We start from the raw sequence: 22,432 nt of genomic DNA, 5'->3' as shown, positions 1-22,432 counted from the left end.
GAGCGATTTATCCACGCTTGCGTCCTCCGAATTCGAGATAGGCCCAGGGAACGATGATGATGGCGACGGCGAGCAGCATCATGGTGGATGCCGCAAAGCCCTGGCCGAGGTTCTGGGCGAAGAACATGTAGTCGTAGACGTATTTGGCGGGCACATCGGAGGCGATGCCGGGGCCGCCGCTCGTCTGCGCCACGACAAGGTCGTAGATCCTGACGATGCCGCTGGCGATGATGACGAGCGTGGTGACGAAGACCGGCCGCATCATCGGGATGATGATGAAGAGATAGGTCTTCCACATCGGGATGCCGTCGACGCGCGCGGCCTTCCAGATGTCCTCGTCGATGCCGCGAAGGCCGGCGAGCATCAGGCACATGACGAGCCCCGTCCCCTGCCAGAGCGCGGCGATCAGGATGCCGTAGATGACGATGTCGGAATTGTAGAGCGGATCGAAGGTGAAGCTCGTCCAGCCGAGCGAGCGGACGACGGACTGCACGCCGAATTCGGGGTTCAGGATCCATTGCCAGACAAGGCCGGTAACGATGAAGGACAGCGCGAACGGATAGAGGAAGATCGTCCGGAACGTATTTTCGAAACGGATCTTCTGGTCCATCAGGGCCGCCAGCAGGAAACCGATCGTCAGGCTGAAAATCAGCGACAGGCATCCGTAGGTCGCCAGATTCTGGATCGAGACGATCCAGCGCGGCGTATCCCAGAGCCGCTCATACTGTTCCAGACCGACGAAGGACAGGCGCGGCAGGAGCTTGGAATTGGTGAAGGAATAAACGACGGTCCAGATCGTGCCGCCGAGGAAAATCACCACGGCTGTCAGCATCATCGGGATCGAGGCAATCTTCGAATTGAGATTGCGGAATAACTGGTTGGGTCGGCCGGGCTGAGTGTGCGCCGCCATGGTCAACTCCTCTGGATAGCAAAGGCTGCAGGAAGCAAGCCACCACCGGCCCCGCCCCTCTCGGACGCGGAGCCGGCTGTTGGATCGCTGTCTGTCGGATCAACCGGCCTTGGAGAAAATAGCCACGAAGCGCTTCTGGGCTTCCTCGGCAGTGATCGACGTGTTGGCGAAGAACTGCGACATCAGGTCTTCCAGCTGCTTCTGCGTATCCTGCGTGATAAGCTGGTCGGTGCTGGTGACGACATTGCCCTTGGCAAGGATCTCGAGACCCTTCTTCATGCAGTCGTTTGCGGCCGCAAGATCGACGTCGCCACGTACCGGCAGCGAGCCCTTCTTGAGGTTGAAGGCAACCTGGGTCTTGGCGTCGAGAAGCGTCGAGGCGAGCGCTTCCTGTGCCTTCGTCTTCGCCGCGTCCTTGAGGACCGGGAAGTAGAAGGCGTCGCCGGCCGTCGAGATCACCTCGTTCACGCCGAGGCCAGGCAGGCAGGTATAGTCGACGCCGGCCTTCTTGCCGGCCAGCTGGAATTCGCCCTGCGCCCAGTCACCCATGATCTGACCGCCGGCCTTGCCGGTGATCACCATGTTGGTCGCTTGGTTCCAGTCCTGGACGTTGGTGCCCTTCGACATCTTGCGGGCATCGTCGGCTGCCTTGAAGACCTTGGCCATTTCCGGACCGGCCGCGACCTTTGCGTCCTTGTCGCCATAGACCTTCTGGTAGATTTCCTTGCCGCCGATCGCGACCGTCAGCACGCTGAACAGGCCGGTCGACTGCCAGGCCTGGCCGCCGATTGCGAGCGGCACGATACCGGCCTTTTCAAGCGCCGGAGCCGCTGCGACATACTCGTCCCAGTTCTTCGGAACCGCTACGCCCGCCTTCTTGAAGGCATCGTTGGAAAGCCACAGCCACTGCCAGGAATGGATGTTGAGCGGCACGCAGTAGATCTTGCCCTCGAAAGTGCAGGATTTCAGCAGGCCCGCGGGGCGGACGATCTTGTCCCAGCCTTCCTTCTTGGCGAGATCGGTGAAATCGCGCATCAGGCCTGCCTGGACCAGTTCCTCGGCCTGGCGGCCGTGGTTGAACTGGGTGGCCGACATCGGATCGCCGCCGGTGATACGGCTGATCATGATCGGACGGGCAGTGCCACCGGAACCTGCAATCGCGCCGTCAACCCATTTGTTGCCGGTTGCGTTGAAAGCCTTGGCGAGTTCCGCGACTGCGGCAGCTTCGCCTCCGGATGTCCACCAATGGGTGACTTCGAGATCTGTGGCATGAGCCGCGCCTAACGGCAGCATCACGGTTGCGGCAAGAACAGCCGCCATAGAACGAATATTCATGAGTCTCCTCCCTCACTGAAACGTTGCCGTAAAAACGTAAGGCAATCACCGATATGACGCAACCGGTTTTGTCCGAAAAAATTCGCGAGTCGAGAAAATACAACCGAAAGAGGAATTTCGGGAAATCTGTTGGCTCGTTCAGCCGCCCCTCAAGAAGGATCAGAAGCCAGTATATAGGCATCTAGTGGGCAATATCAGGAGGTCTGATTTTCGCATCTGCAAAAAATCATTTCGCACCTGCGTTGTGCAACTCTGAGGAATAGGGGTTTCCCATTGGGCAAAATTCCTCTCGACATTTTACCTGTATCGTTTCAGTTATTAATTTCGTATTGGAGGACAGGGAGGTGTCGCGACGTTTCCGGGCAAGCTTCGGCCCTTTATAGTGGCCACCTGACTCGGGGGCAGCGACGGCAAATCATGGATGACAGCGGAAGACCAAGGACGGGCGGAACGCAGACGGCGGTCCGTGAACGTCCTACCTTGAAAACGATCGCCTATATGACGGGCCTCGGCATCACCACCGTTTCGCGGGCACTGAAGGATGCGCCGGATATCGGGGCCGACACCAAGGAGCGCGTTCGCCTCGTCGCCAACCAGCTCGGCTACCAGCCGAACCGCGCCGGCGTGCGCCTCAGGACCGGCAAGACCAATGTCATCGCCCTGGTGCTCAGCATCGACGAGGAGCTGATGGGCTTCACCAGCCAGATGGTGCACGGCATTTCGGAAGTGCTGGGCGGCACGCAATATCACCTCGTGGTGACGCCGCATTCCTTCCAGAAGGATCCGATGGTGCCGGTACGCTATATCCTCGACACCGGCTCGGCGGACGGAGTGATCATCTCGCGGATCGAGCCCGACGATGCGCGGGTACGGCTGATGACGGAGCGGAACCTGCCCTTCGTCACCCACGGCCGCACCGACATGGGAATAATCCATCCCTACCACGACTATGACAACGAGGCCTATGCCTACAAGGCCGTTCAGAAACTGGTAGAAAAAGGCCGTCGCAGGATCGCGTTCCTGTCGCCGGGAAGCCGCTTCTCGTTCTACGTCCACAGCCGCGTGGGCTTCGAACGTGGGCTTGCCGATTTCGGTGCAACCGAAGTGCCGATGGGCCGGGTGACCAGCGAGACGCCGCTTGAAGAAACCCGCGCCTATGCGGAACGCATGATGCGCGCTGCCGAGCCTCCGGACGGCATCATCTCGATCAGCGGGTCGGCGACGATCGCCCTGGTGGCCGGGCTCGAGGCGGCGGGTAAGAAACTCGGCCACGACGTCGACATGGTATCGAAGCAGTCAGCCGATTTCCTCAACTGGATTAGGCCGGAGATCTATACGGTGAGCGAGGATATCCGCCAGGCCGGTCGGGAACTCGCCAAGGCCCTGATGGCGCGCATCGACGGCGTCGGCCCGGAACTGCTGCAGAGCGTCGCCAGCCCCGTCTGGTCGAAGATGGCGCCCAAGGACTAAGCACTTGGGACCAAAACAAAAACGCCCGCCGGATCCGGCGGGCGTTTTGCATTGCGTGGATCAATGATCAGGCGAACTCGCTAAGGCCGCTGCCCCACGGGCCATGGTGCTTGTCGACGCCATCGAGGCGGTCGAAGCCATGGGCGCCGAAAAAGTCGCGCTGCGCCTGGATGAGGTTCGCGGTGCCGCGACCGCGACGATAGGCGTCGAAATAGGAGAGCGCCGAGGACAGCGCCGGAACCGGCAGGCCGGAGAGAGCGGCGTAGGACACGACGCGACGCAGCGGGGCGTCCGTATCCTTGACCATCTGCGCAAACGCCGGCGTAACGATCAGGTTCGCCACATGCGGATCCTTGGTGAAGGCCGATGTGATCTCATCGAGGAAGGCCGAACGGATGATGCAGCCGGCGCGCCAGATCTTGGCGATCGTCGGCATCGGCAGGTTCCAGTTATATTCGGCGGACGCTGCCGACATGACGGCAAAACCCTGCGCATAGGCGGCGATCTTGGCAGCGAGCAGCGCGCTTTCGAGGTCGGCGATGAAGGCAGCCTTATCCTTCGGCGCTTCTGCGACCTTCGGGAGGCCGAAGATCTTTTCGGCAGCCAGGCGTTCCGTTCTCTGGGACGACAGGACACGGCCGGCGACGGCAGCTTCGATGGCGGTCGCGGCAACGCCCATGTTCTGAGCTTCGATGACCGACCACTTGCCGGTGCCCTTCTGGCCGGCGGCATCGACGATGACATCGACCATCGGCTTGCCGGAAATCGGATCGGCTGCCTTCAGCACCGTCTGGCTGATCTCGATCAGGTAGGAGTTGAGGCGACCCTCGTTCCACTTGCCGAATACGTCGCCGATTTCGGTCGCGCTCATGCCGAGGCCATCGCGCAGGATGCCGTAGATTTCGGCGATCATCTGCATGTCGGCATATTCGATGCCGTTATGGATGGTCTTGACGAAATGGCCGGCGCCGTTCTCGCCGAGCCAGGCGACGCAAGGCTCGTCGTTGAATTTTGCCGAGATCGAGGTCAGCACCTTCTCGACGCGCTTCCAGCTATCCTCGGTGCCGCCGACCATGATCGACGGACCGTGGCGCGCACCTTCTTCACCGCCGGAGACGCCCATGCCGATGAAGGTCAGGCCGCTGTCCTTCAGATTGTCGAAGCGGCGCATCGTGTCGCGGAAATTGGCATTGCCGGCATCGATCATGATGTCGCCGGCCGAAAGGTAAGGCTTCAGGAGTTCCATCTGCTGGTCGACCGGATCGCCGGCCTTGATCATGATGATGATCGGCCGCGGCGGGCGGATGGCGGCGACGAATTCCTCGAGCGTCTCGCAGGGGACAAGCTGGCCCTGCAGTTCGCCGGCCTCGGCGTAGAACTTGCGGGTCGCTTCCGGAGACCGGTTGAAGACGGCGATCTTGTTGCCTTTTTCGGCAATGTTGAGCGAGAGGTTTGAGCCCATGACGCCGAGCCCGATAAGGCCGATTTCTGCCTGTTCCACGGATGTGCCTCCATAATGAGATTCGAGGGTGTTGTCGCATTCATATAGGGAAACGGCAAGGCGATGGCGACGCTAAACGATTAAATTTCCATGACACTCCGTCTTCGCCGCGGCGACGCAGCGACCTGTTTTCTCCGAGGCGGACGGCGTCTTGCGGCTGCCAAATTCGGATGCCACAAGGAGGTATGAATACGGCCAAAGATACGCGCAAGGATACGCCGATACTGGCAATGCGCGCCGGCACTTACCGAGAGCGACCGGCGCACGGGCCGCTTTCGAAGCTGTTTTGCCGTGTCTGGTCGCACCGCCTGCCGCAGGAATTCGAGGGCCAGATTGCGGTGGTGCCGGACGGCTGCGCGGACCTGATCTGGGCCGGCGGTCAACTGATGGTGATCGGCCCCGACCGCACAGCTGCCTTCCCTGCCCTCGCCCCCGGTGAAACCATCCTCGGCCTGCGCTTCAGGCCGGGTGCGGCCTTAAACTGGCTCGACGTGCCGCTCCGCGAGCTGGTCGGACGAGCCGTGCCGCTCCACGAGCTCCGGGACGACGTCCGAACGATGGAAGAACGGCTGGCCGAAGAGGACTGTGCAATGGAAAGGCGGCGGCTGTTCGCGGCTTGGGCGGCAGAAGAGGCATTGCTGGCTGCCGACCCCCAGAACCTGGTCGAAACGCTCTTCAACGAGCTCGGCAGCGGCGCGCTGCAGGGCATGTCGGCGACGCAGGCGCTCGGCGAACGCACCTTGCGCCGCCGGAGCCACGATCACTTCGGGTATGGGCCAAAAACGCTTGAACGCATCCTTCGCCTCCAGCGCTTTCTTCGCATGGTGCGCCAGCCCGCATCCGGGAACCTCGCTCTTCTCGCGCTTGAAGCCGGCTATGCCGATCAGGCGCACATGACGCGGGACGTGAAGGAGCTGACGACTTTGACGCCGAGAGAAATTCGCGGGCAACTTTGCAGCTGATTGTCCGTTTTGTTCAAGAACCGCTGTTTCTCATCGGCTAGACCGTGGGAAAAAACGAGGATTCCACCATGACCACCCTGCCCGCCCGTATAATTCATGTCGGCATCGAGAGACCTTGGCAGCACGTCTACGCCTTCGCGAGCCGGCCTGAAAACATGCCGCTCTGGGCATCTGGCCTTGCCGCCGGGCTTACCCAGAACGGTGACGACTGGATCGGCGACGGCGGACCGGTCGGCCTCGTACGCGTGCGGTTCTCGCCCGACAATCCATTCGGCATCCTCGACCACACGGTGACGATGGAAAACGGTCTCGTCGTCGAAAACCCCCTACGCGTGGTGGCGAACGGCGATGGCGCGGAAGTCATGTTCACGCTGTTCCAGCGCCCGGACCTTGACGACTCGGCTTTCGAGGCAGATGCCGCCCATGTGCGGAAGGATCTCAGGACGCTGAAGAACCTGCTGGAAGAAAGGAAATAGGAGGATCCCATGGGAACCAAGGGAGCGGATCGCAAGATCGACTATATCGAATTCAATGTGAAGGACGTCGAAGCTGCCAAGGCCTTTTACGGCTCGGCCTTCGGCTGGACTTTCACGGACTACGGACCGGATTACTGCGAGTTCCAGGACGGACGGCTGACGGGCGGATTTGCGAAATCGGCGGATGTAACAGCCAAGGGCGGCCCACTCGTCATTCTCTTCGCGGACGATCTGGAAGACGCCCTCCGGCGGACCGAAAAAGCCGGCGGCAGCATCGTCAAGCCGATCTTCTCATTTCCCGGCGGACGGCGTTTCCACTTTGCCGATCCGGAAGGCTACGAGTTGGCCATCTGGTCGGACAAGTAAAGGTCAGGCCGCGGGGCGCCGACGTCGGTCGGCGGTTTCCTGCATCACCAGAAGCGCGCCGATCAGCTGCGACGATCCCGAAACGCAGGGCGACATGCGGCAGCGGACGACGACCGTCTGGCCGTCAGTCTGATCGGCGTAAGTCAACGATATGCTCTCGCCCGCAAAGCAGCGATCGAGGTTCGGCTTGAAATCGTTCTTGAAACGGTGGAGGCCGACGAATTCAGCAAAATGCCGGCCGATCAGCGCGTCGCGATCGAGATCGAGACGGCGTGCGTTGGTCTCGTTGGAGTAGAAGATCCGATAGCCCGGCGCGATCACCACGATACGGTCGGAAATCCGGTTGAGCAGGGCGTCGTCGAGAAAACCGTCCGCCGTCGCATCGGCGATCACCGCGTGCTCCTGCGGTTCCGGCTCCGGACGGCGATTGGCCGACAGGCCGGTCTCCGGAACGACGTAGCGTTCCACCAGCATCTGCAGCAGATGTCCGTTGCGACGGACGCAGCCGCGATCGTCGGCCTCTTCGTTCAGGAGATCGAGTGCGAAGCGGAATTGCGCCTGGATGCTGGCCGGATCCTTGCTCTGGCTCGAAAACACAGCGAGCAGAAGCGGATCGAGGTCACGATCGAGCGAGGCGGTTGCATGATCGTCGTTGCGTTCGACGGCCTGCCGCAGATCGGCATATTTTGACCAGAACAGATCGATCAACGCTTCCAAAATGCCCTCCCCCTCGTGCCGGAGATTATCGCCGATTCTTCCCCAAGATCGGCGCCTCCCAATATTCAATGCGATTCAGATTAATTTATCCCTCAAAAGCAAACCCAATTTTTGGCCGGTGACTTAAAGCAGAGACCGCAGCAACGCGGCCCGGAAAATCTCAAAATCTGCTTACAGATAGCGCTTGATATGCCACCGGTCGTGGTACCAGAGCCATTGTTCGGGATATTCGCGAACCCAGCTTTCCACCTTGTCGTTGAGCAGCTGCCCGGTCGCCTGGAGATCGAGTTTGCCGTTGGCGTCCCGCGGCAGTTCTACCTTCGGTTCGATCTCGAGCCGGAAACGATTGCCCGGCAACCGGATACAGCGAGCCGGATAAACTTCGGCATCGAACTGCCGAACCAGCTTTGCGAGCAATGGGCTCGTCTGGACGGGCTGGCCGAAAAAGCTGGTCTTGAGGCCCTTGCGGAACTTCTGATCCACCAGAACGCCGACACCGCCCCCCGTTTCGAGCTTGCGCGCCAGAGCAAAGGACGAGCCGGCATGCGAAGGCACGAGCTGGCCCATGCGGGCGCTGCGGAAGGCGAAGACCTTGTCGGCGATATAAGGATTGTTCGGCGGCCGGAAGAGAACCGTCACTTCGAGGCCGAACGCATTGCCGGCGACCGGCAGCAGTTCAAAATTGCCAGTGTGGGCCGTGAAAACGATGAACGGCCGCGGATTGTCGCGCAGGTCGGCGAAGATCGGAATACCGGAGACTTCCACCCTGCCCGGCTTGTCCTGTTCCGGATCGAAATCGAACAGCCGGTCGAGGAAGACGTATTCGGCGGCGAGCCGGCCCATATGGCCCCAGCTCGCTATGGCGATCTCCTCAAGCTCCTCGTCGGTCTTTTCCGGATAGGCGTTGCGCAGGTTGACGAGCATCAGCTTGTGGCGGCCGAGCTTCGGGCCGATATGACGCGCCATCCGGTCGGCGAACCGGATGCCCGGATCGGCGGGAAAGATCTTCAGGAAATTCAGGAGCCCGAACGCGCTCTGCGCCACCAGCCATTGCTGGAAGTGGAGTAGCGCCAGAGCGATCCGGGTAAGGAACATCTTCACGGGGGACGCCTCAGTCCATCCGGAGCACGATCTTGCCGAACACCTGGCGGGTTTCCATCCGTTCCAGCGCCTTGTCGATCTCGGCGAAGGTGACTTCCGTGTCGATCACCGGATGAACGATGCCCTGGGCCATCTTCTGCATGGCATTCGCCATGTTCTCCATGCGGCAGCCGAAGGAGCCGAACAGCTTCAGCTGCTGCTGGAACAGCATCATCAGGTTCATGTCGGTCGAGATGCCGGACGTGGAGCCGCAGGTGACGAGGCGCCCGCCGCGCTTCATGCACAGCATCGAGCCGGCCCAGGTGTCCTTGCCGACATGTTCGAAGACGACGTCGACGCCCTTCTTCTTGGTGAGCTTGCGCACGACGCCTTCAAACCGGTCGGTGCGGTAGTTGATGACGTGATCGGCGCCGAGCGCCTTGGCCCGTTCGATCTTGTCGTCCGAACCGACCGTGGTGATCACCGTACAGCCGATCTTCTTGGCGAGCTGGATCGCCGCCGTGCCGATGCCCGAGCCGCCGGCATGGACCAGAATGGTTTCGCCCGGCTGCAGCTTGGCATTGTCGAACAACATGTGCTCGACCGTCCCGAAGGTGACCGGTGCCAGCGCTGCGGCGACCGCATCGACGCCTGGAGGTGCAGGTACGAGAAGGCGAGCAGGCAAATTGGCCTTTTCCTGCGCGAAGCCGTCAAGGTGGAAGCCGTGCACGCCCGACACGTGTTCGCAGAGATTGTCGCGCTTCTCGCGGCAGGGCTTGCAGAGGCCGCAGGTGCGCGCGCCGTAGATCGACACGAGCTGGCCCGGCAGGACGTTCGAAACGCCCGGCCCGATCGCCTCGACGACGCCGGAGGCTTCCGCTCCGATCGTCAGCGGCATCTTGCGCTTGGCGAACGCCATGCCGCGCCAGCCCCAGACGTCGATATGGTTGAGCGCGACGGCCTTGACCCGCAGCGTTACCTCGCCTGGGCCGGGGGCCTCGGGCTCGGGAATGTCCACGGCTTCGAGCTTCCGGTCATCGATCAGTTGCAGAGCGCGCATAATAGGTCTTCCTTCGCCCGGAGGCGTCCCAATTCGTCAAACGTGATTGGCGACGGTCTCTAAGCCGGTTCCAGCGCCATGACAAGGCTGGCGTTCTGTCCGCCGAAGCCGAATGAGTTGGAAAGGACCGCCGTCGGCTGCCCATCCCGCTTTTTGTTCGGCACGACATCGAGCACGATCGTCGGATCGGGGTTGGTGTAGTTGATGGTCGGCGGCAGGGTTCCTGTCAGCATCGTCTGGATCGAGAAGACGGCTTCGACAGCGCCGGCCGCAGTCAGCGTATGGCCGATCATCGATTTGTTGGAGGAAACCGGGATTTCCTTCAGCCGGTCGCCGAAGACGGCGAGCATCGCACCATATTCCATCTTGTCGTTTTCCGGCGTCGAGGTGCCGTGCGCATTGATATAGCCGATGCTGCCCTCATCCATGCCGGCGTCTGCCAGCGCCGCGCGGATCGTCGCAATCGCCGGGCCACCGTCCGGCGAGGAACGGGTGCGGTGGAAATGGTCGGCCTTTTCGCCGCAGCCCTTCATGATGCCAAGCACCTTGGCGCCGCGGGCGATTGCCGATTCGAGCGATTCAAGCACCAGCGTCGCCGCACCTTCGGCGATGACGAAACCGTCGCGATCCTTGCTGAACGGTTTGGAAGCCTTTTCCGGAGGGTCGTTCTGGGTGGAGAGTGCGGAAAGGAGCGAGAAGCGGATCAGCGCCTCGGCGCTGACCGAGCCGTCGGTCGCGACCACCAGCGAACGGTCGGTGCGGCCCTGGCGGATCGCTTCGACGCCGAGCTGGATGGCCGTGACGCCGGAGGCGCAGGCTGTCGAGAGGGTCACGGGCAGTCCGCGGGTGCCGAACTTGTCGGCAAGGCGTTCGGAGATCGAGCCGAACTGCACGGCTTCAAGGAAGACCGGGTCGGCACGTTCGCGCATTGCGGCGAGGAAACGGTCATAGGCGTCGCCTTCGGCCTTCGAAGGCGGAGCGCGGTCGGCTAGCGCGAAACGATCGCTCCATTCCGGCTCGACCGGCGGTGCTGCGAGAAAGAGCGGTCCGTCGAAATCGCCGGAAAGACCCGACTGCGCAAGCGCTTCGACCGTCGTCTCGCGGGCAAAGGCGAAGGAGCGTTCGACAGAGTTTTCAGCCGGAACGGCGATGAAATCCACCGTGCCGCTGATCCGGGTGGACAGGCCCTCGGTCGGGAAGCGGGTCACCTTGTGGATGCCGGAGGTGCCGGAGGTCAGCGCCGCCCAGTTGTCGGCAAGGCCCTGGCCGAGCGAGGTGATGACGCCCATGCCGGTGATCGCGATGATCGGGCGGCCGAGATGATCCTTGAAGCGGTTGTCGCTCATCATAGCTCCTTTACGCGGCCGAGAGGACTGCAAGGCCCTCGCCGCGCGTATAACCGACCGTCGTCACCACTGCGTGTTTGGCAGGCGCCGTCATCGGCTTTTCGTTCTGGGCATCGAATGTGGGAACTTTTGCCGCGCCATCCAAGGTCAGTGCCGCAAGCGCCAGACCCAATGGGAACTGCGCCTCCATGCCGTGGCCGGTGATACCGCCAAATCCGCGGATCGCGGCGCCGGGGAATTCGGTCTCCAGCAGCGCCTTCTCCCGCGTCGCGAGATCGACGACGCCGCTCGCGCCCGAAAACACGATCGTATCGGCCTTGGAAATGCCCGAGGCATGGCCGGCGAGACGGGTGATGCGCTTTTCGAGCCTGCCTTCATCGCGATTGCCGCGATCGCCCTCGATCGCGTCGATGACTGCGTAGATATGGGCGCCGCGCGCTTGTGCATGGGCGCGCGATTCGAGCACCAGGAAGGCCCCGACAGTACCCATGATCATGCCGCCGCCATTGTCGGTCGAGCGTGACCAGAGCGGATGCCAGCCACCCGTCGCATGCGCCTGGATGCCTTCGACCAGAAGAATGATGTCGGCCCGTTCGGCGACGAAGGCCCCGCCGACGAGGCTGTGGGTGGATTGTCCGGCCTTGATGCGGTGGAAGGCGGTCTCGACGGCGGAAATGCCGGCCGCTTCTTCACCCATGAACGTGCGCGAGGAACCGGTGACCTTGTGGACGATCGAGATATTGCCGGCGACCAGATTGGAAAGCTGGGCCAGAAACAGCGTCGGGCGGAGCTCGGTGGTCAGCTTCTCGTTCAAGAGCATTTCGCGGTCGTTGCGCTTCAGCGCTTCGTCGACGATCAGCGAATCGACCTTGATGTCGCGCTCGCCGCCACCGGCGGCGACGATCATGTCCATGGAGGCGCAGGCGTCCGCATCGGTCTTCAGGCCGGCGTCGTCGAGAGCAAGGCCGGCCGAAAATACGCCGAGCCGCTGCCAGTTCTCCATCTGGCGCTGGTCGCCGCGCTTGGCGATCTGCGCCGACCAGTCGATCTCGGGCATCAGATGCACCGGATACGGCGCGAAACGATCGGTCTCGACTTTCGGGGCACCCGCTTCCGGCGACGACAGGAGCGCGATATGCGGCTCCTTGCCCACGCCCTGGCTGGTGACGATCCCGATACCAGTGATCACGACATCATTGTCAGACTTCATAATGTCCTCTTTGACCCACCGGACTGAACGGGCGGGCTTTTATGCGCTTGCGGCAATCGCATCCATCAGGCCGACCTCTTCCGCACGCTTGCGGATGACCGGCGCCAGCGGGATTTCGCTGAACGGCATGGTGCGCAGTTTGAGCTGTGCGTCGCAGACCTTCTTGCCGTTACACGTGATCTTTGCCTTGGTCACCGCGTAACCGGACCCCTCATGCTCCAGAAACGCCTCGATGTCGAGAACTGCGTCGGGCTCCACAAAGGCGCGCATCTTGGCGCCGTCGACCGACATCAGGAACGGCATGGCGGCGAAATCGGTGGCGGCAAGCACCAGGAAACCGGAGGCCTGCGCCATGGTCTCGATCAGGAGCACGCCCGGCACCAGCGGCATTCCGGGAAAATGGCCTTCGAAGACAGGGCTTTTGGAAGGCACGACAGACCGCGCCTTCAACACTTTGGCCCCAAGATCGACCGCTTCGACGCGGTCGATCATCTGGAAATATTCGAGCAGCATGAGTTTGCCGGCCCGGGATGATCAGTGACGATCAGCCCTTGGCCGCCTTCAGCTCGTCGATCTTGGCACACAGGTTCTTCAGCACGAAGTACTCTTCGGTCGAAACCTTGCCCTCGTTGACTTCCTGGGTCCACTGTTCCAGCGGAATCTTGATCCCGAATTCCTTGTCGATTGCGAACACGATATCCAGGAAATCCAGGCTGTCGATGCCCAGGTCGTCGATCGTGTGGCTTTCCGGCGTGATCGTCTCGCGATCGATTTCGCTGGTCTCAGCGATGATGTCGGCAACTTTATCGAATGTAGCTGTCACGCCCATGTCCTTTGTCGAATATCAAAATCAAGGTTCCACATAGGGAAATCGATCACAAATGCCAATGGCTTCGTCTTCCCGCATGAAAATTTGCACCGGAACTGTTGCCGAAACAGCAATCGCCTAGGCGCCGGAGGCCCGGCTGTCGACCAGCGCAGCCCGGATCACCTCCAGAACCTCGCCCGATCGGACATCGGTGCACACCCACTGGCTCGGCTGGCCGTCCCAGGCCGTGCCGACGAACTTGCGGCCGCTGTCGGGGGCCTGGATCGTTTCGCCGTCGGCAATGCCGCCGCAGACGACTCGCACCGCGCCGCTGCGGAGAATGAAGAGGTCCGGCCGTACCAGATAGACGCAGGCCGTGCTGTCATGCACCGCCATGCCGGCGATGCCGACTCGGCTCTTGTAGAACTCGATGTAATATTGCGACAGGTCGGATAGCAGCTGCACCGCCTTTTCGCCCGACTTGGCCATGTCGGCAAGATACTCCCCGGTCATGATCGTCTTCAGCGTCACGTCGAGCCCGACGATGGTGACCTTCCAGGGTGTGGTAAAGATGATGTCGGCGGCTTCCGGGTCGCCATGGATATTGGCTTCCGCTGCCGGCGTGACATTGCCGTTCACATCGAAGGCGCCGCCCATGACGACGACTTCCTTGACGAGACCGGCGAAATCCGGATCGGCCTGCAGCGCCAGCGCCAGGTTTGTCATGCGGCCGACGGCGATCAGCGTCACCTCGCCCGGATTGTCGCGGACGGTATCGATGATGAACTGGTAGGCGGGACGCGGATCGAGCGGCCAGTCGATCGTCTCAGGAAGGCCGATATTGCCGAGACCGTCCAGACCGTGCACGACGGAAGCGGCGCGATCGTCGCTTCGCAGCGGATCGATCGTCCTGTCGGCGCCTCTGGCGATCGGCGCGGAGATTCCCCATTCCTGATGCAGGAACTGCGCATTACGGGTGGTGAGATCGAGGGACACATTGCCGAAAACGGTCGTCACGCCGAGAAGATCGATTTCCGGGTGCCGGTGCAGAAAGAGCAGCGCCATCGCATCGTCAACGCCGGGGTCCGTATCGAAAATGACCTTGTGCATAAGCTTTTCCTCGTTCGGCTCTTCGAAAGCCGCGCACAATAACGCCAAACCGATGATGCGCAATCCCGGAAGCAACATGGCTGGGGTCCCGCTGGAGGCGGTTGCAGTCGCGACGGTTCGATGCAAGAAGCACGCCGCACCCGTCCGGATGCGCTTCCGCCGACAGAGTCTCCTTCCCTTGACCGACCTTGCATTCCAACTCCTCTTCCTGCTGTTTCTTGCCGCGATTTTTGCCGGTTTCGTCGATTCGATCGCCGGCGGTGGCGGGCTCATCACCATTCCGGTCATGCTGATCGCCGGCATCCCGCCGCTCGAATCGCTCGCCACCAACAAGCTGCAATCGCAGTTCGGATCGGCATCCGCGACGATCGCCTATGCGCGCCGTGGCCATGTGAACTTGAAAAGCCAGTTGCCGATGGCGGCGATGTCGCTGATCGGAGGGGCCGTCGGCGCCGCGCTCGCGTCACTGGTGCCGGCGGGCTGGCTTGCCGCGGCAATCCCGTTCCTGTTGATCGCCATCGCGCTGTTCTTCGCCATCAAACCCAATCTCAACGATATCGACAGTCACCGCCGGGTGACGCCCTTGGTATTCGGGGTGACGATCGTTCCGTTGGTCGGCCTGTATGACGGCATATTCGGACCTGGCGCCGGCTCGTTCTACATGCTGGGTTTCGTGCTGCTCGCCGGCTTTGGCATGCTGAAGGCGACCGCCCATACCAAGCTCATCAATCTCGGCTCGAATTTCGGCTCGTTCCTGGTCTTTGCGGCAACCGGGTCCGTACTTTGGAAGATTGGCCTGATCATGGGCGCCGGCCAATTCCTCGGCGCCCAGGTCGGCTCACGGCTGGCCATGAAGAACGGCGCGAAACTGATCAAGCCGCTGCTCGTCATCTCCTGCCTGGCGCTCGCCCTGAAGCTGCTCGCCGATCCGACCCATCCCGTCCGCGTCTGGCTCGGCTTCTAGCCCTTCATCCTCATCGGCAGACCGGCGGCGACGAAGAAGACCTCGTCGGCAGATGCCGCGATCCGCTGATGCAGCCTACCGGCATGGTCCCTGAACTCCCGCGCCATTCTGTTGTCCGGCACGATGCCGAGGCCGACCTCGTTGGAGACGACGATCAGTTTCGCCGAGAGGCTTTCGAACCGGCGCACGAATGCGACCGCGGCAGTGTCGATATCGCACTCGTCCATCATCAGGTTGGTAAGCCAGAGCGTCAGGCAATCGACAAGGATGACCCTCCCCGGCGCATCGATTTCGGCCAATCGCTCCACCAGATCGAGCGGCACTTCATGCGTGGTCCAGCCGTCTCCGCGATCGACACGATGCCGGGCGATGCGCACGCGCATCTCGTCGTCATAGGCACGACCGGTGGCAACGTAGTGCCTTTCCAGGCCGCTCTCATGGGCAAGCCTTTCCGAAAACCCGGATTTGCCCGAGCGGGCGCCGCCGAGGACAAGGGTGACGTGACCGGTGCGTGTCATGGAGAAAATGGCCTGAACCAGAGGGGACCGGACGATTCGTAGACAGGAGGCGTCCGGCCCTGTTGGTGATGATGTCTCTGGATTCGCATTACGGTCAAATGGTGCAGCTATATACGCGAAGTGTCAACCAACACCCGCTTGCCGTTGCTCGGCTTCATCGCCGCAGGCAGCCACGGCTGGCCGCGTCCGGCCAGCCGATTTCGGCCACAAATCCGCACATTTGGCAAAGGAGGCCGTGGCCCCGTATTTGACAATCGCGAATTTGACAACGATCGAAAGATGAAGTGTCCGCGGGCCAACAAAACAGGGCCTGCCATCGGACGGCGAGGGCGACCGGTACGCACTACCTGATCCGGCGCCAAGCGCGAGCTAACCGCCCGCATGAAAAGCAATAACGCGACATTCTTACCGGATGGTTAGTGAACCCCGTAAGCCGCGCGTTTTTCTCAATTTTCTGTTCTTTCCGCAAGAATGACGACGTGAACAGCGGCGGCTACCGGAAAAAGGCCCAACCTGACACGACACTGTTTCGCGCTCGCGGGTCTGCAAATGTTGCTTTCTGATGAGGAAGACGTACCGTGATTTGAGCTGACATAATAAGTGCACAGTATCCGTGGAAAGCTGTCGCAGAACATGCACCACCTCGCGCTCGATTGAAGTGAACAGTGAAAGGAAAGACCGGGAGGTCCCAAAATGAAAAAAATCCTCGCTTCCATGGTCTTCGCCGGCGGTCTCTATGCTTTTGCAGGTTCGGCACAAGCCGATTGTGGTTCAGTCTCGATCGCCGAAATGAACTGGGCTTCTGCCGGCATTGCGGCCAATCTCGACAAGATCATCCTCGAACAAGGTTTCGGCTGCACGGTCCAGCTCGTCCCGGGCGACACGCTTCCGACCTTCACGTCCATGAACGAAAGAGGCCAGCCGGATCTGGCGCCGGAGTTCTGGATCAACTCGGTGCGCACCACACTCGACAAGGCCGTTGCCGAGGGCCGCATGATCGTCGGCGCGGAGATCCTCTCCGACGGGGCCGTCGAAGGCTGGTGGATTCCGAAATTCTTGGCCGACGCCCATCCCGATATCAAGACCGTGCAGCAGGCACTGATGCATCCGGATCTTTTCCCGACGCCGCAGAAGGCTGGAAGGGGTGCCATCTATAACTGCCCGTCCGGCTGGAGCTGCCAGGTTTCGACCGCCAACCTGTTCAGGGCGCTTGGCGCCGAGGAAAAGAAGTTCGATTTGATCGATACCGGCACTGCCGCCGGCCTTGATGGTCCGATCACCAACGCCTTCGAGAAAAAGACCGGCTGGCTCGGCTACTACTGGGCGCCGACCGCCTTCCTCGGCAAATACGAGATGGTGAAGCTCTCCTTCAACGTCCCGCACGACAAGGCCGATTGGGACGCCTGCACCGCGGTTCCCAACTGCCCGAACCCGAAGGTCAACTCCTATCCGACGTCCCAGGCCTTCACTCTGGTCACCAAACAGTTCGCTCAGAAGGCCGAGGTGGCGATGGACTATATCAAGAGGCGTAAGTGGACCAATATGACGGTCAACAGCGTGCTGGCCTGGCAGGAAGCGAACAAGAGCACCAACGAAGCCGCCGCCAAACATTTCCTGCAAAGCAGTCCGGATATCTGGACCAAGTGGGTCGCTCCCGACGTCGCCGACAAGATCAAGGCAGCACTCTGACGCGATTGTTTGAACCGGCGCTGCTGAAGCCGCCGGCGTCGCGAAGAGGCATGCGGCGGCGAGTTGCAATCATATAAAGGATTCTTTATATGATATTTCCATTGCAAGGAGCGCCGCCATGCCGACCGCCAACGCACTGACCGAACTTCTGGCCGAAAAGGGCGTGCTACTGGCCGACGGCGCGACCGGCACCAATCTCTTCGCCATGGGCCTCGAGGCCGGCGAAGCGCCGGAACTGTGGAACGAGGCCGCGCCTGAAAAGATCGAGAAGCTGCATCAGGATTTCGTCGATGCAGGCGCAGACATCATCCTCACCAATTCCTTCGGCGGCACGCGCCAACGGCTGAAGCTGCACAAGGCGGAAGGCCGGGTGCACGAACTCAACCGGCTTGCTGCCGAGATTGCCCGCAAGGTGGCAGACGGAGCGGGCCGCAAGGTGATCGTCGCGGGTTCGGTCGGACCGACCGGCGAATTGTTCGTTCCGCTCGGAGCCCTGACCTACGAGGATGCGGTCGCCGCCTTCGCGGAACAGATCGAGGGCCTGAAGGCCGGCGGCGCCGATATCGCCTGGATCGAGACCATGTCCGCGCCGGAAGAAATCCGCGCGGCGGCCGAGGCTGCCGTCAGGACCGGGTTGCCCTATACCTATACCGGCTCTTTCGACACGGCCGGCAGGACGATGATGGGGCTCGATCCCAAGCAGATCCACAGCGTGGCGAAGGATGTCGGTGAAGGTCCGGTCGCGGCCGGCGCCAATTGCGGTGTCGGCGCGTCCGATATCCTGTCGAGCCTGCTCGACATCACCGCCGCCGATCCTGACGCCGTCACCATCGTCAAGGGCAATTGCGGCATTCCGGAATTTCGCGGCGCCGAGATCTTCTATTCCGGTACGCCGCCGCTGATGGCCGAATATGCAAGGCTTGCCCGCGATGCCGGCGCAAAGATCATCGGCGGATGCTGCGGCACGTCCTGCGAACATCTGGCCGCCATGCGCGCCGCACTCGACGATTATACCCCTCGGCCGCGACCGACGATCGAGGAAATCGTCGACAAGATCGGCCCGCTGCGCAATAAGACAGCCAGTGAATCGGGCGGAGATTCCGGCCGGGAAAGACGCCGCCGCCGCGGCTGACGCGTTGGGCTGAAGGACACAGACATGGCAAACATATCCCCGATCGGCAGCCGGGAGACGGTAGCGGAAAGCCTTTCCACTTTCTCGGCCGAAAATCAGTCCTGGCTGATGCTGTTGATGGACAATCCGACGTCCGACGACCTGCTGCTCGATGGTTTGCACCTCCACCTGCATAACGCGTCGGAAGCGAAGTTCCTGAATTCGCTGAAGCTGCAGAAATGCGGCGAGTGGATCGGCGACATCGCCCCTGCCCGGCTGCAGATCCGGCTGATGGAAGCGGCGAAGTCCAGCCAGCATCCGGCCTATTCAGCGTTTCGCGACGGGCTTGCCCGCTCCGGCGGCCTGGAGCGGGCATACCCCAAGGTTTGAGTGCCGTCTAACGACGGTCCAGGGTCTCGGCGAGCCGCATCAGGTCGAGGAACCCGCTCCGATATCCGAACGCATCCTCGCCGCGGGCATTGCGCGCCATGTCGAGGATCAGGCGGTAGGGATAGGCATCGAGCGCATCGGTGCCGCGCAGTTTCTGACCGAAGGCGGCGACGGCCGTGGCGAAACGCACGTCCTGAGGTGCCGCCGAGAAGTCGCGCACCGCATTCATCTCCGTGACCGGGGTGGTGATCAGCTTGCTGGTGTCGCCATCCGGCTGCTTGTAGCGGATTTTGACGAAGGCCATTTCACCGGAGACCGGGATGGGCGCCGACGCCGCGGCCGGGCCGTAACGGAGCGGGTCGTTGAGCGCCGAGGCACTGCCTTTCGGCGTCACCTCGTAGATCGCCGTCACCGTATGGCCGGAGCCGATATCGCCGGCATCCACCCGGTCGTTGTTGAAATCCTCGCGCTTTAGCGCCCGGGTCTCGTAACCGACCAGACGATATTCGCCGATCTGTTGCGGATTGAACTCCACCTGGATCTTGACGTCCTTGGCGATCGGGAAAAGCGTCGAGCCGGCCTCGTCGACAAGCGCCTTCTGCGCCTCGGCGAGCGTATCGATATAGGCGGCCGTGCCGTTGCCGTTCTGAGCGAGCGTCTGCATCAGGCTGTCGTTGAGATTGCCCTTTCCGAAACCGAGAACCGACAGGAAGATGCCGTCCTTGCGGCGCTGCTCGATGATCCGCTTGAGCTCTTCGTCGCTCGAAACGCCCACGTTGAAATCGCCGTCGGTCGCCAGCATCACCCGGTTGACGCCGCCCTGGATGAAGGCCTGGCGGGCCAGGCGATAGGCCGCATCGATGCCTTCGGCGCCGGCCGTCGAGCCGCCGGGCCGCAGATTGTCGATTGCAGCGAGAATCTTGTCCCGCTCACGGGCAGACGTCGGCTCAAGCACCGTCCCGGCATTGCCTGCATAGGTGACGATCGAGACCTTGTCCTCCGGTTTCAGCTTGCCGACCAGCAGCCGGAAAGCGCTTTTCAGCAAAGGCAGCCTGTCTGGCGCGTTCATCGAGCCCGATACGTCAATCAGGAAAACGAGATTGGCGGCAGGCTGCGCGGCCGGCGCGGTCTCGAAGCCCTTGATCGCCACATGCATCAGCCGCGTGCCACTATTCCACGGGGTCGGCGTGACGGTGACGGTGGTGCGGAACGGTTCGTCGACCGTCTGCGGCCGTGGCCAGTCATAGGGGAAATAATTGATCATCTCCTCGACACGCACACTGTCGGGATCAGGCAGATGTCCCTCCAGCAGCGAGCGTCGGACGAAGGCGTAGGACGCGGTATCGACGTCGACGGAGAAGGTCGAGACCGGATCGGTCGCGACGCTCCTTACCGGATTGGTGTTCGCATTGGCGAAACGGTCGCGGCTTTCTTCGAGTGTCGGCAGGATTTCACGCTCGGTTGGCGCATAACGGGGAGCGGCGGCCAATGGTACCGCACGCTCAGCCATGACCGGCGGCGGTGCCACGGGACCGGGCGCCACGCTTCCTTTGGCCGCGCCACCGCTGGCCTCCCGCTTGTTCAGCAGCCGGGCAATATCCGACTCGGCAAAATCGCTTTGCCTGGAGGGTTGAGCCGATGGTGCACCGTCACTGCCCCGTGCCGCTTCCTGCTGCCGCGGTTCAGCCGGCTTCGCGACCGGCGGCACCGGACCTCTTTCCACAGTGGGCTTCGGCGCGTCCAGGACTTGCGGCAGGGCGACCTGGCCTGAGTTCGGCAGGTTTCCGCGCGTCAGTTCGAATGTCAGCAGTGCGGCTGTGGGAATGATCAGCATCGTCGCAAGCGCAGAGCCGGCGAGATAACGGTGTTGGGTGACCATGCGAGTGCTCCAGATCCGGTTGAGAACGGAGCTTTGACGCTGCCACCAGGAACTTCCTTTGCCGGGTGCGGCATTTTTTTCCGTCTCGTCGAACGCCTGCATGGCGGCGGCAAGCGCACGGGCGCGTGCCGCATCGGAAGCGCGGGGCGCCGGGGCCAAATTGCCGAGCTGGTCGAATTCGTCCGTCATGGTCAAACCGCCTCCTTCTTCAGAAGGTCCTTCAATCGTTTGCGAGCCTCATGCAGATGCCAGGAGACCGTGTTTTCGCTGCAGTCGAGAACGCCCGCCGCAGCCGCATGGGAGAGCCCTTCGCCATGGACCAGCAGGACCGCATCCCGCTGTTTTTCCGGCAGACGGCGCACCGCGGCCCACAGCCAGTTGCCGCGATCGTCTTCCTCCGGCTCCAGATGCGAAAAGAAGATCGGGTCGTTTGCAAGCCGGTCCTGGTCCCGTCGCCGGCGGGAGGACTGGCGCTGATGGTCGCGCACCGCATTCAGTGTCAGCGTGTAGAGCCAGGTGCGGAACGCCGACTGCCCCTTGAAGCTGCGGATCGCCTTGCCCAGGCGGATACAGACATCCTGGGCGATGTCTTCCGCATCGCTTTCAGAGCCGCACCAGCGCCAGGCGACGGCATGAATAAAATCGTAATGCGCCGCGACGAGCGCTGAAAACGCATTGCGGTCGCCCTGGCATGCCTTATCGAGGATTTCCGCGCTCACTTATCCGCCCGCTTTTCCGTCGCTTAAGAGCTTAGACGTTTCGCTCCGGAAATTCCTTGGGTACCCAAGAAAAACTTTTTTCGCTCACCGCACCAACGCTTCCATATGGAACCGGAGCTGCTCCAGCGGGTAGCGATGTTGCACACCGACCGGACAGGAATTGCGGGCAACACAGCCGGAGACCATGCAGGTCACCCTGCCCGCATCGCTTTCAAGATAGGCGCTGCATCGGGGAATGTCGAAGCCCGACAGGCCGACCGCATTGACGGGACAGGCCGACAGGCAGGGTTTTTCGGCGCAGCTCTCGCAAGGATGCTTGGCCTCACCCGGCGAACTCTCTATCGCGAAAGGAAAACCCATAGCGCCGCGATAACCGTGCCAGAGTCCGAACTGCGGATGGATGAGGATGCCGAGCGGCGACGACTTCAGACCTTCGGCCTTCATCGCCCATTGCTGGAACGGCTGCCAGGGCGGATCGGACGGGAAATAGGCAGCGGCTCCGAGCTGTTCGGCGAGCGGCCGGATCAGGGACTTCGACCACGTGTCGAGCGGATCGGGACCGTCATGGCGTTTTCGCCATTCCGTGAACGACGGCCAGATCGAACCGCCGGCATTGCCGAGCAATACGACGGACCTGGCAAGCGTGCCGTCGCCCAGTAACGGTCCCTCGCCCGTTCCGAAATTCACCACGCCGCGGATCAGGATGCCGTGGGGTTCGAGCCCCGCGGCAATCTCGTCGAGAACTGGTGAAGGCGGCCTCACCGAGGCCCCTGGTATTTGTAGTGAGGGCGCCAAACCCCTTCCTGGACGA

General features: G+C 61.9%; 23 protein-coding genes. 8 read left to right on the top strand and 15 right to left on the bottom strand.

Annotated features, from left to right (window positions below; translation table 11 throughout):
* Positions 1-7 precede the first annotated feature (7 nt).
* Positions 8-910, bottom strand: a complete 903-nt coding sequence (locus C5J22_RS24905; RefSeq protein ID WP_007760323.1) for a carbohydrate ABC transporter permease — start codon at positions 908-910, stop codon at positions 8-10.
* 99 nt (positions 911-1,009) lie between these two features.
* Complete coding sequence (locus C5J22_RS24900) at positions 1,010-2,245, bottom strand: ABC transporter substrate-binding protein (protein WP_046666978.1); 1,236 nt, start codon at positions 2,243-2,245, stop codon at positions 1,010-1,012.
* Positions 2,246-2,662: 417 nt separating this feature from the next.
* On the opposite strand from C5J22_RS24900, the gene C5J22_RS24895 reads away from it, so the two are divergent.
* Positions 2,663-3,715, top strand: coding sequence for a LacI family transcriptional regulator (locus tag C5J22_RS24895; RefSeq protein WP_105403514.1), 1,053 nt, complete (start codon positions 2,663-2,665; stop codon positions 3,713-3,715).
* Between the two features lie 67 nt (positions 3,716-3,782).
* On the opposite strand, the gene gndA is transcribed toward C5J22_RS24895, so the two are convergent.
* Positions 3,783-5,216, bottom strand: a complete 1,434-nt coding sequence (gene gndA / locus C5J22_RS24890) for an NADP-dependent phosphogluconate dehydrogenase (protein ID WP_105440421.1) — start codon at positions 5,214-5,216, stop codon at positions 3,783-3,785.
* 230 nt (positions 5,217-5,446) lie between these two features.
* Between gndA and C5J22_RS24885 the strand changes: the two genes are divergently transcribed.
* The 3 genes from C5J22_RS24885 (at position 5,447) to C5J22_RS24875 (ending at position 7,020) form a co-directional block, all read left to right on the top strand.
* The gene (locus tag C5J22_RS24885; protein ID WP_172746770.1) at positions 5,447-6,178 is read left to right on the top strand and encodes a helix-turn-helix domain-containing protein; all 732 of its coding nucleotides are present in this window, start codon (positions 5,447-5,449) and stop codon (positions 6,176-6,178) included.
* A gap of 68 nt (positions 6,179-6,246) precedes the next feature.
* Positions 6,247-6,654 carry a polyketide cyclase gene (locus C5J22_RS24880; RefSeq protein ID WP_105440419.1) on the top strand — a complete coding sequence of 136 codons (408 nt, stop codon included), beginning with the start codon at positions 6,247-6,249 and terminating at the stop codon, positions 6,652-6,654.
* 9 nt (positions 6,655-6,663) lie between these two features.
* Entirely contained in the window at positions 6,664-7,020 is a 357-nt protein-coding gene (locus tag C5J22_RS24875; RefSeq protein WP_105415981.1) for a VOC family protein, read from the top strand.
* 3 nt (positions 7,021-7,023) lie between these two features.
* Here C5J22_RS24875 and C5J22_RS24870 read toward each other — a convergent pair whose 3' ends face one another.
* The 8 genes from C5J22_RS24870 to C5J22_RS24835 all read right to left on the bottom strand — a co-directional run bounded on the left by C5J22_RS24870 (position 7,024) and on the right by C5J22_RS24835 (position 14,351).
* A complete protein-coding gene (locus tag C5J22_RS24870; protein ID WP_105440418.1) occupies positions 7,024-7,737 on the bottom strand; it encodes a PAS domain-containing protein in 714 nt (237 codons plus the stop codon).
* A gap of 171 nt (positions 7,738-7,908) precedes the next feature.
* Complete coding sequence (locus tag C5J22_RS24865; RefSeq protein WP_105440417.1) at positions 7,909-8,838, bottom strand: lipid A biosynthesis lauroyl acyltransferase; 930 nt, start codon at positions 8,836-8,838, stop codon at positions 7,909-7,911.
* 10 nt (positions 8,839-8,848) lie between these two features.
* Entirely contained in the window at positions 8,849-9,877 is a 1,029-nt protein-coding gene (locus C5J22_RS24860) for a zinc-binding dehydrogenase (RefSeq protein WP_105440416.1), read from the bottom strand.
* Positions 9,878-9,936: 59 nt separating this feature from the next.
* Entirely contained in the window at positions 9,937-11,223 is a 1,287-nt protein-coding gene (locus tag C5J22_RS24855) for a beta-ketoacyl-ACP synthase (RefSeq protein ID WP_105440474.1), read from the bottom strand.
* Positions 11,224-11,233: 10 nt separating this feature from the next.
* Positions 11,234-12,433, bottom strand: a complete 1,200-nt coding sequence (locus tag C5J22_RS24850; protein ID WP_105440415.1) for a beta-ketoacyl-ACP synthase — start codon at positions 12,431-12,433, stop codon at positions 11,234-11,236.
* Between the two features lie 39 nt (positions 12,434-12,472).
* Positions 12,473-12,946, bottom strand: a complete 474-nt coding sequence (locus tag C5J22_RS24845) for a 3-hydroxyacyl-ACP dehydratase FabZ family protein (protein WP_037082199.1) — start codon at positions 12,944-12,946, stop codon at positions 12,473-12,475.
* Positions 12,947-12,977: 31 nt separating this feature from the next.
* Positions 12,978-13,262, bottom strand: a complete 285-nt coding sequence (locus tag C5J22_RS24840; RefSeq protein WP_092662234.1) for an acyl carrier protein — start codon at positions 13,260-13,262, stop codon at positions 12,978-12,980.
* 117 nt (positions 13,263-13,379) lie between these two features.
* Positions 13,380-14,351: a nucleoside hydrolase gene (locus C5J22_RS24835; RefSeq protein ID WP_105440414.1), complete on the bottom strand. Its 972-nt coding sequence runs from the start codon at positions 14,349-14,351 to the stop codon at positions 13,380-13,382.
* Positions 14,352-14,529: 178 nt separating this feature from the next.
* Here C5J22_RS24835 and C5J22_RS24830 point away from each other — a divergent pair, with 178 nt between their 5' ends.
* On the top strand, positions 14,530-15,315 hold the full coding sequence (locus C5J22_RS24830) for a TSUP family transporter (protein WP_105440473.1): 786 nt from the start codon (positions 14,530-14,532) through the stop codon (positions 15,313-15,315).
* Here C5J22_RS24830 and cobU read toward each other — a convergent pair.
* Positions 15,312-15,833, bottom strand: coding sequence for a bifunctional adenosylcobinamide kinase/adenosylcobinamide-phosphate guanylyltransferase (gene cobU, locus C5J22_RS24825; protein ID WP_105440413.1), 522 nt, complete (start codon positions 15,831-15,833; stop codon positions 15,312-15,314). The two genes, C5J22_RS24830 and cobU, sit on opposite strands and share 4 nt — an antisense overlap.
* A gap of 693 nt (positions 15,834-16,526) precedes the next feature.
* On the opposite strand from cobU, the gene C5J22_RS24820 reads away from it, so the two are divergent.
* The 3 genes from C5J22_RS24820 (at position 16,527) to C5J22_RS24810 (ending at position 19,023) form a co-directional block, all read left to right on the top strand.
* Positions 16,527-17,522, top strand: coding sequence for an ABC transporter substrate-binding protein (locus tag C5J22_RS24820; protein WP_105440412.1), 996 nt, complete (start codon positions 16,527-16,529; stop codon positions 17,520-17,522).
* A 118-nt stretch (positions 17,523-17,640) separates the two neighbouring features.
* Positions 17,641-18,654, top strand: a complete 1,014-nt coding sequence (gene bmt, locus C5J22_RS24815; RefSeq protein ID WP_105440411.1) for a betaine--homocysteine S-methyltransferase — start codon at positions 17,641-17,643, stop codon at positions 18,652-18,654.
* A 24-nt stretch (positions 18,655-18,678) separates the two neighbouring features.
* Positions 18,679-19,023 (top strand): hypothetical protein, encoded by a 345-nt coding sequence (locus C5J22_RS24810; protein ID WP_105440410.1) that lies wholly within the window; start codon positions 18,679-18,681, stop codon positions 19,021-19,023.
* Between the two features lie 7 nt (positions 19,024-19,030).
* Here C5J22_RS24810 and C5J22_RS24805 read toward each other — a convergent pair whose 3' ends face one another.
* The 3 genes from C5J22_RS24805 to C5J22_RS24795 all read right to left on the bottom strand — a co-directional run bounded on the left by C5J22_RS24805 (position 19,031) and on the right by C5J22_RS24795 (position 22,383).
* Positions 19,031-21,097 carry a VWA domain-containing protein gene (locus C5J22_RS24805; protein ID WP_105440409.1) on the bottom strand — a complete coding sequence of 689 codons (2,067 nt, stop codon included), beginning with the start codon at positions 21,095-21,097 and terminating at the stop codon, positions 19,031-19,033.
* On the bottom strand, positions 21,094-21,621 hold the full coding sequence (locus C5J22_RS24800; protein ID WP_105440408.1) for an RNA polymerase sigma factor: 528 nt from the start codon (positions 21,619-21,621) through the stop codon (positions 21,094-21,096). The genes C5J22_RS24805 and C5J22_RS24800 overlap by 4 nt, the downstream gene beginning before the upstream one ends.
* An 84-nt stretch (positions 21,622-21,705) precedes the next feature.
* On the bottom strand, positions 21,706-22,383 hold the full coding sequence (locus C5J22_RS24795; protein ID WP_105440407.1) for a ferredoxin: 678 nt from the start codon (positions 22,381-22,383) through the stop codon (positions 21,706-21,708).
* Positions 22,384-22,432: the final 49 nt, after the last annotated feature.

It is taken from the genome of Neorhizobium sp. T25_13 (genome assembly GCF_002968675.1).
Classification (GTDB): domain Bacteria; phylum Pseudomonadota; class Alphaproteobacteria; order Rhizobiales; family Rhizobiaceae; genus Neorhizobium; species Neorhizobium tomejilense.
This window is presented reverse-complemented; position numbering and strand designations above follow the sequence as displayed.

What these genes read in the sequence shown, in the direction of transcription:
- C5J22_RS24905 (WP_007760323.1), bottom strand. Translation starts at nt 910, where the DNA reads ATGGCGGCGCACACTCAGCCCGGCCGACCCAACCAGTTATTCCGCAAT.
- C5J22_RS24900 (WP_046666978.1), bottom strand. Translation starts at nt 2,245, where the DNA reads ATGAATATTCGTTCTATGGCGGCTGTTCTTGCCGCAACCGTGATGCTG.
- C5J22_RS24895 (WP_105403514.1), top strand. Translation starts at nt 2,663, where the DNA reads ATGGATGACAGCGGAAGACCAAGGACGGGCGGAACGCAGACGGCGGTC.
- C5J22_RS24885 (WP_172746770.1), top strand. Translation starts at nt 5,447, where the DNA reads ATGCGCGCCGGCACTTACCGAGAGCGACCGGCGCACGGGCCGCTTTCG.
- C5J22_RS24880 (WP_105440419.1), top strand. Translation starts at nt 6,247, where the DNA reads ATGACCACCCTGCCCGCCCGTATAATTCATGTCGGCATCGAGAGACCT.
- C5J22_RS24875 (WP_105415981.1), top strand. Translation starts at nt 6,664, where the DNA reads ATGGGAACCAAGGGAGCGGATCGCAAGATCGACTATATCGAATTCAAT.
- C5J22_RS24860 (WP_105440416.1), bottom strand. Translation starts at nt 9,877, where the DNA reads ATGCGCGCTCTGCAACTGATCGATGACCGGAAGCTCGAAGCCGTGGAC.
- C5J22_RS24855 (WP_105440474.1), bottom strand. Translation starts at nt 11,223, where the DNA reads ATGAGCGACAACCGCTTCAAGGATCATCTCGGCCGCCCGATCATCGCG.
- C5J22_RS24850 (WP_105440415.1), bottom strand. Translation starts at nt 12,433, where the DNA reads ATGAAGTCTGACAATGATGTCGTGATCACTGGTATCGGGATCGTCACC.
- C5J22_RS24845 (WP_037082199.1), bottom strand. Translation starts at nt 12,946, where the DNA reads ATGCTGCTCGAATATTTCCAGATGATCGACCGCGTCGAAGCGGTCGAT.
- C5J22_RS24840 (WP_092662234.1), bottom strand. Translation starts at nt 13,262, where the DNA reads ATGGGCGTGACAGCTACATTCGATAAAGTTGCCGACATCATCGCTGAG.
- C5J22_RS24835 (WP_105440414.1), bottom strand. Translation starts at nt 14,351, where the DNA reads ATGCACAAGGTCATTTTCGATACGGACCCCGGCGTTGACGATGCGATG.
- cobU (WP_105440413.1), bottom strand. Translation starts at nt 15,833, where the DNA reads ATGACACGCACCGGTCACGTCACCCTTGTCCTCGGCGGCGCCCGCTCG.
- C5J22_RS24820 (WP_105440412.1), top strand. Translation starts at nt 16,527, where the DNA reads ATGAAAAAAATCCTCGCTTCCATGGTCTTCGCCGGCGGTCTCTATGCT.
- bmt (WP_105440411.1), top strand. Translation starts at nt 17,641, where the DNA reads ATGCCGACCGCCAACGCACTGACCGAACTTCTGGCCGAAAAGGGCGTG.
- C5J22_RS24810 (WP_105440410.1), top strand. Translation starts at nt 18,679, where the DNA reads ATGGCAAACATATCCCCGATCGGCAGCCGGGAGACGGTAGCGGAAAGC.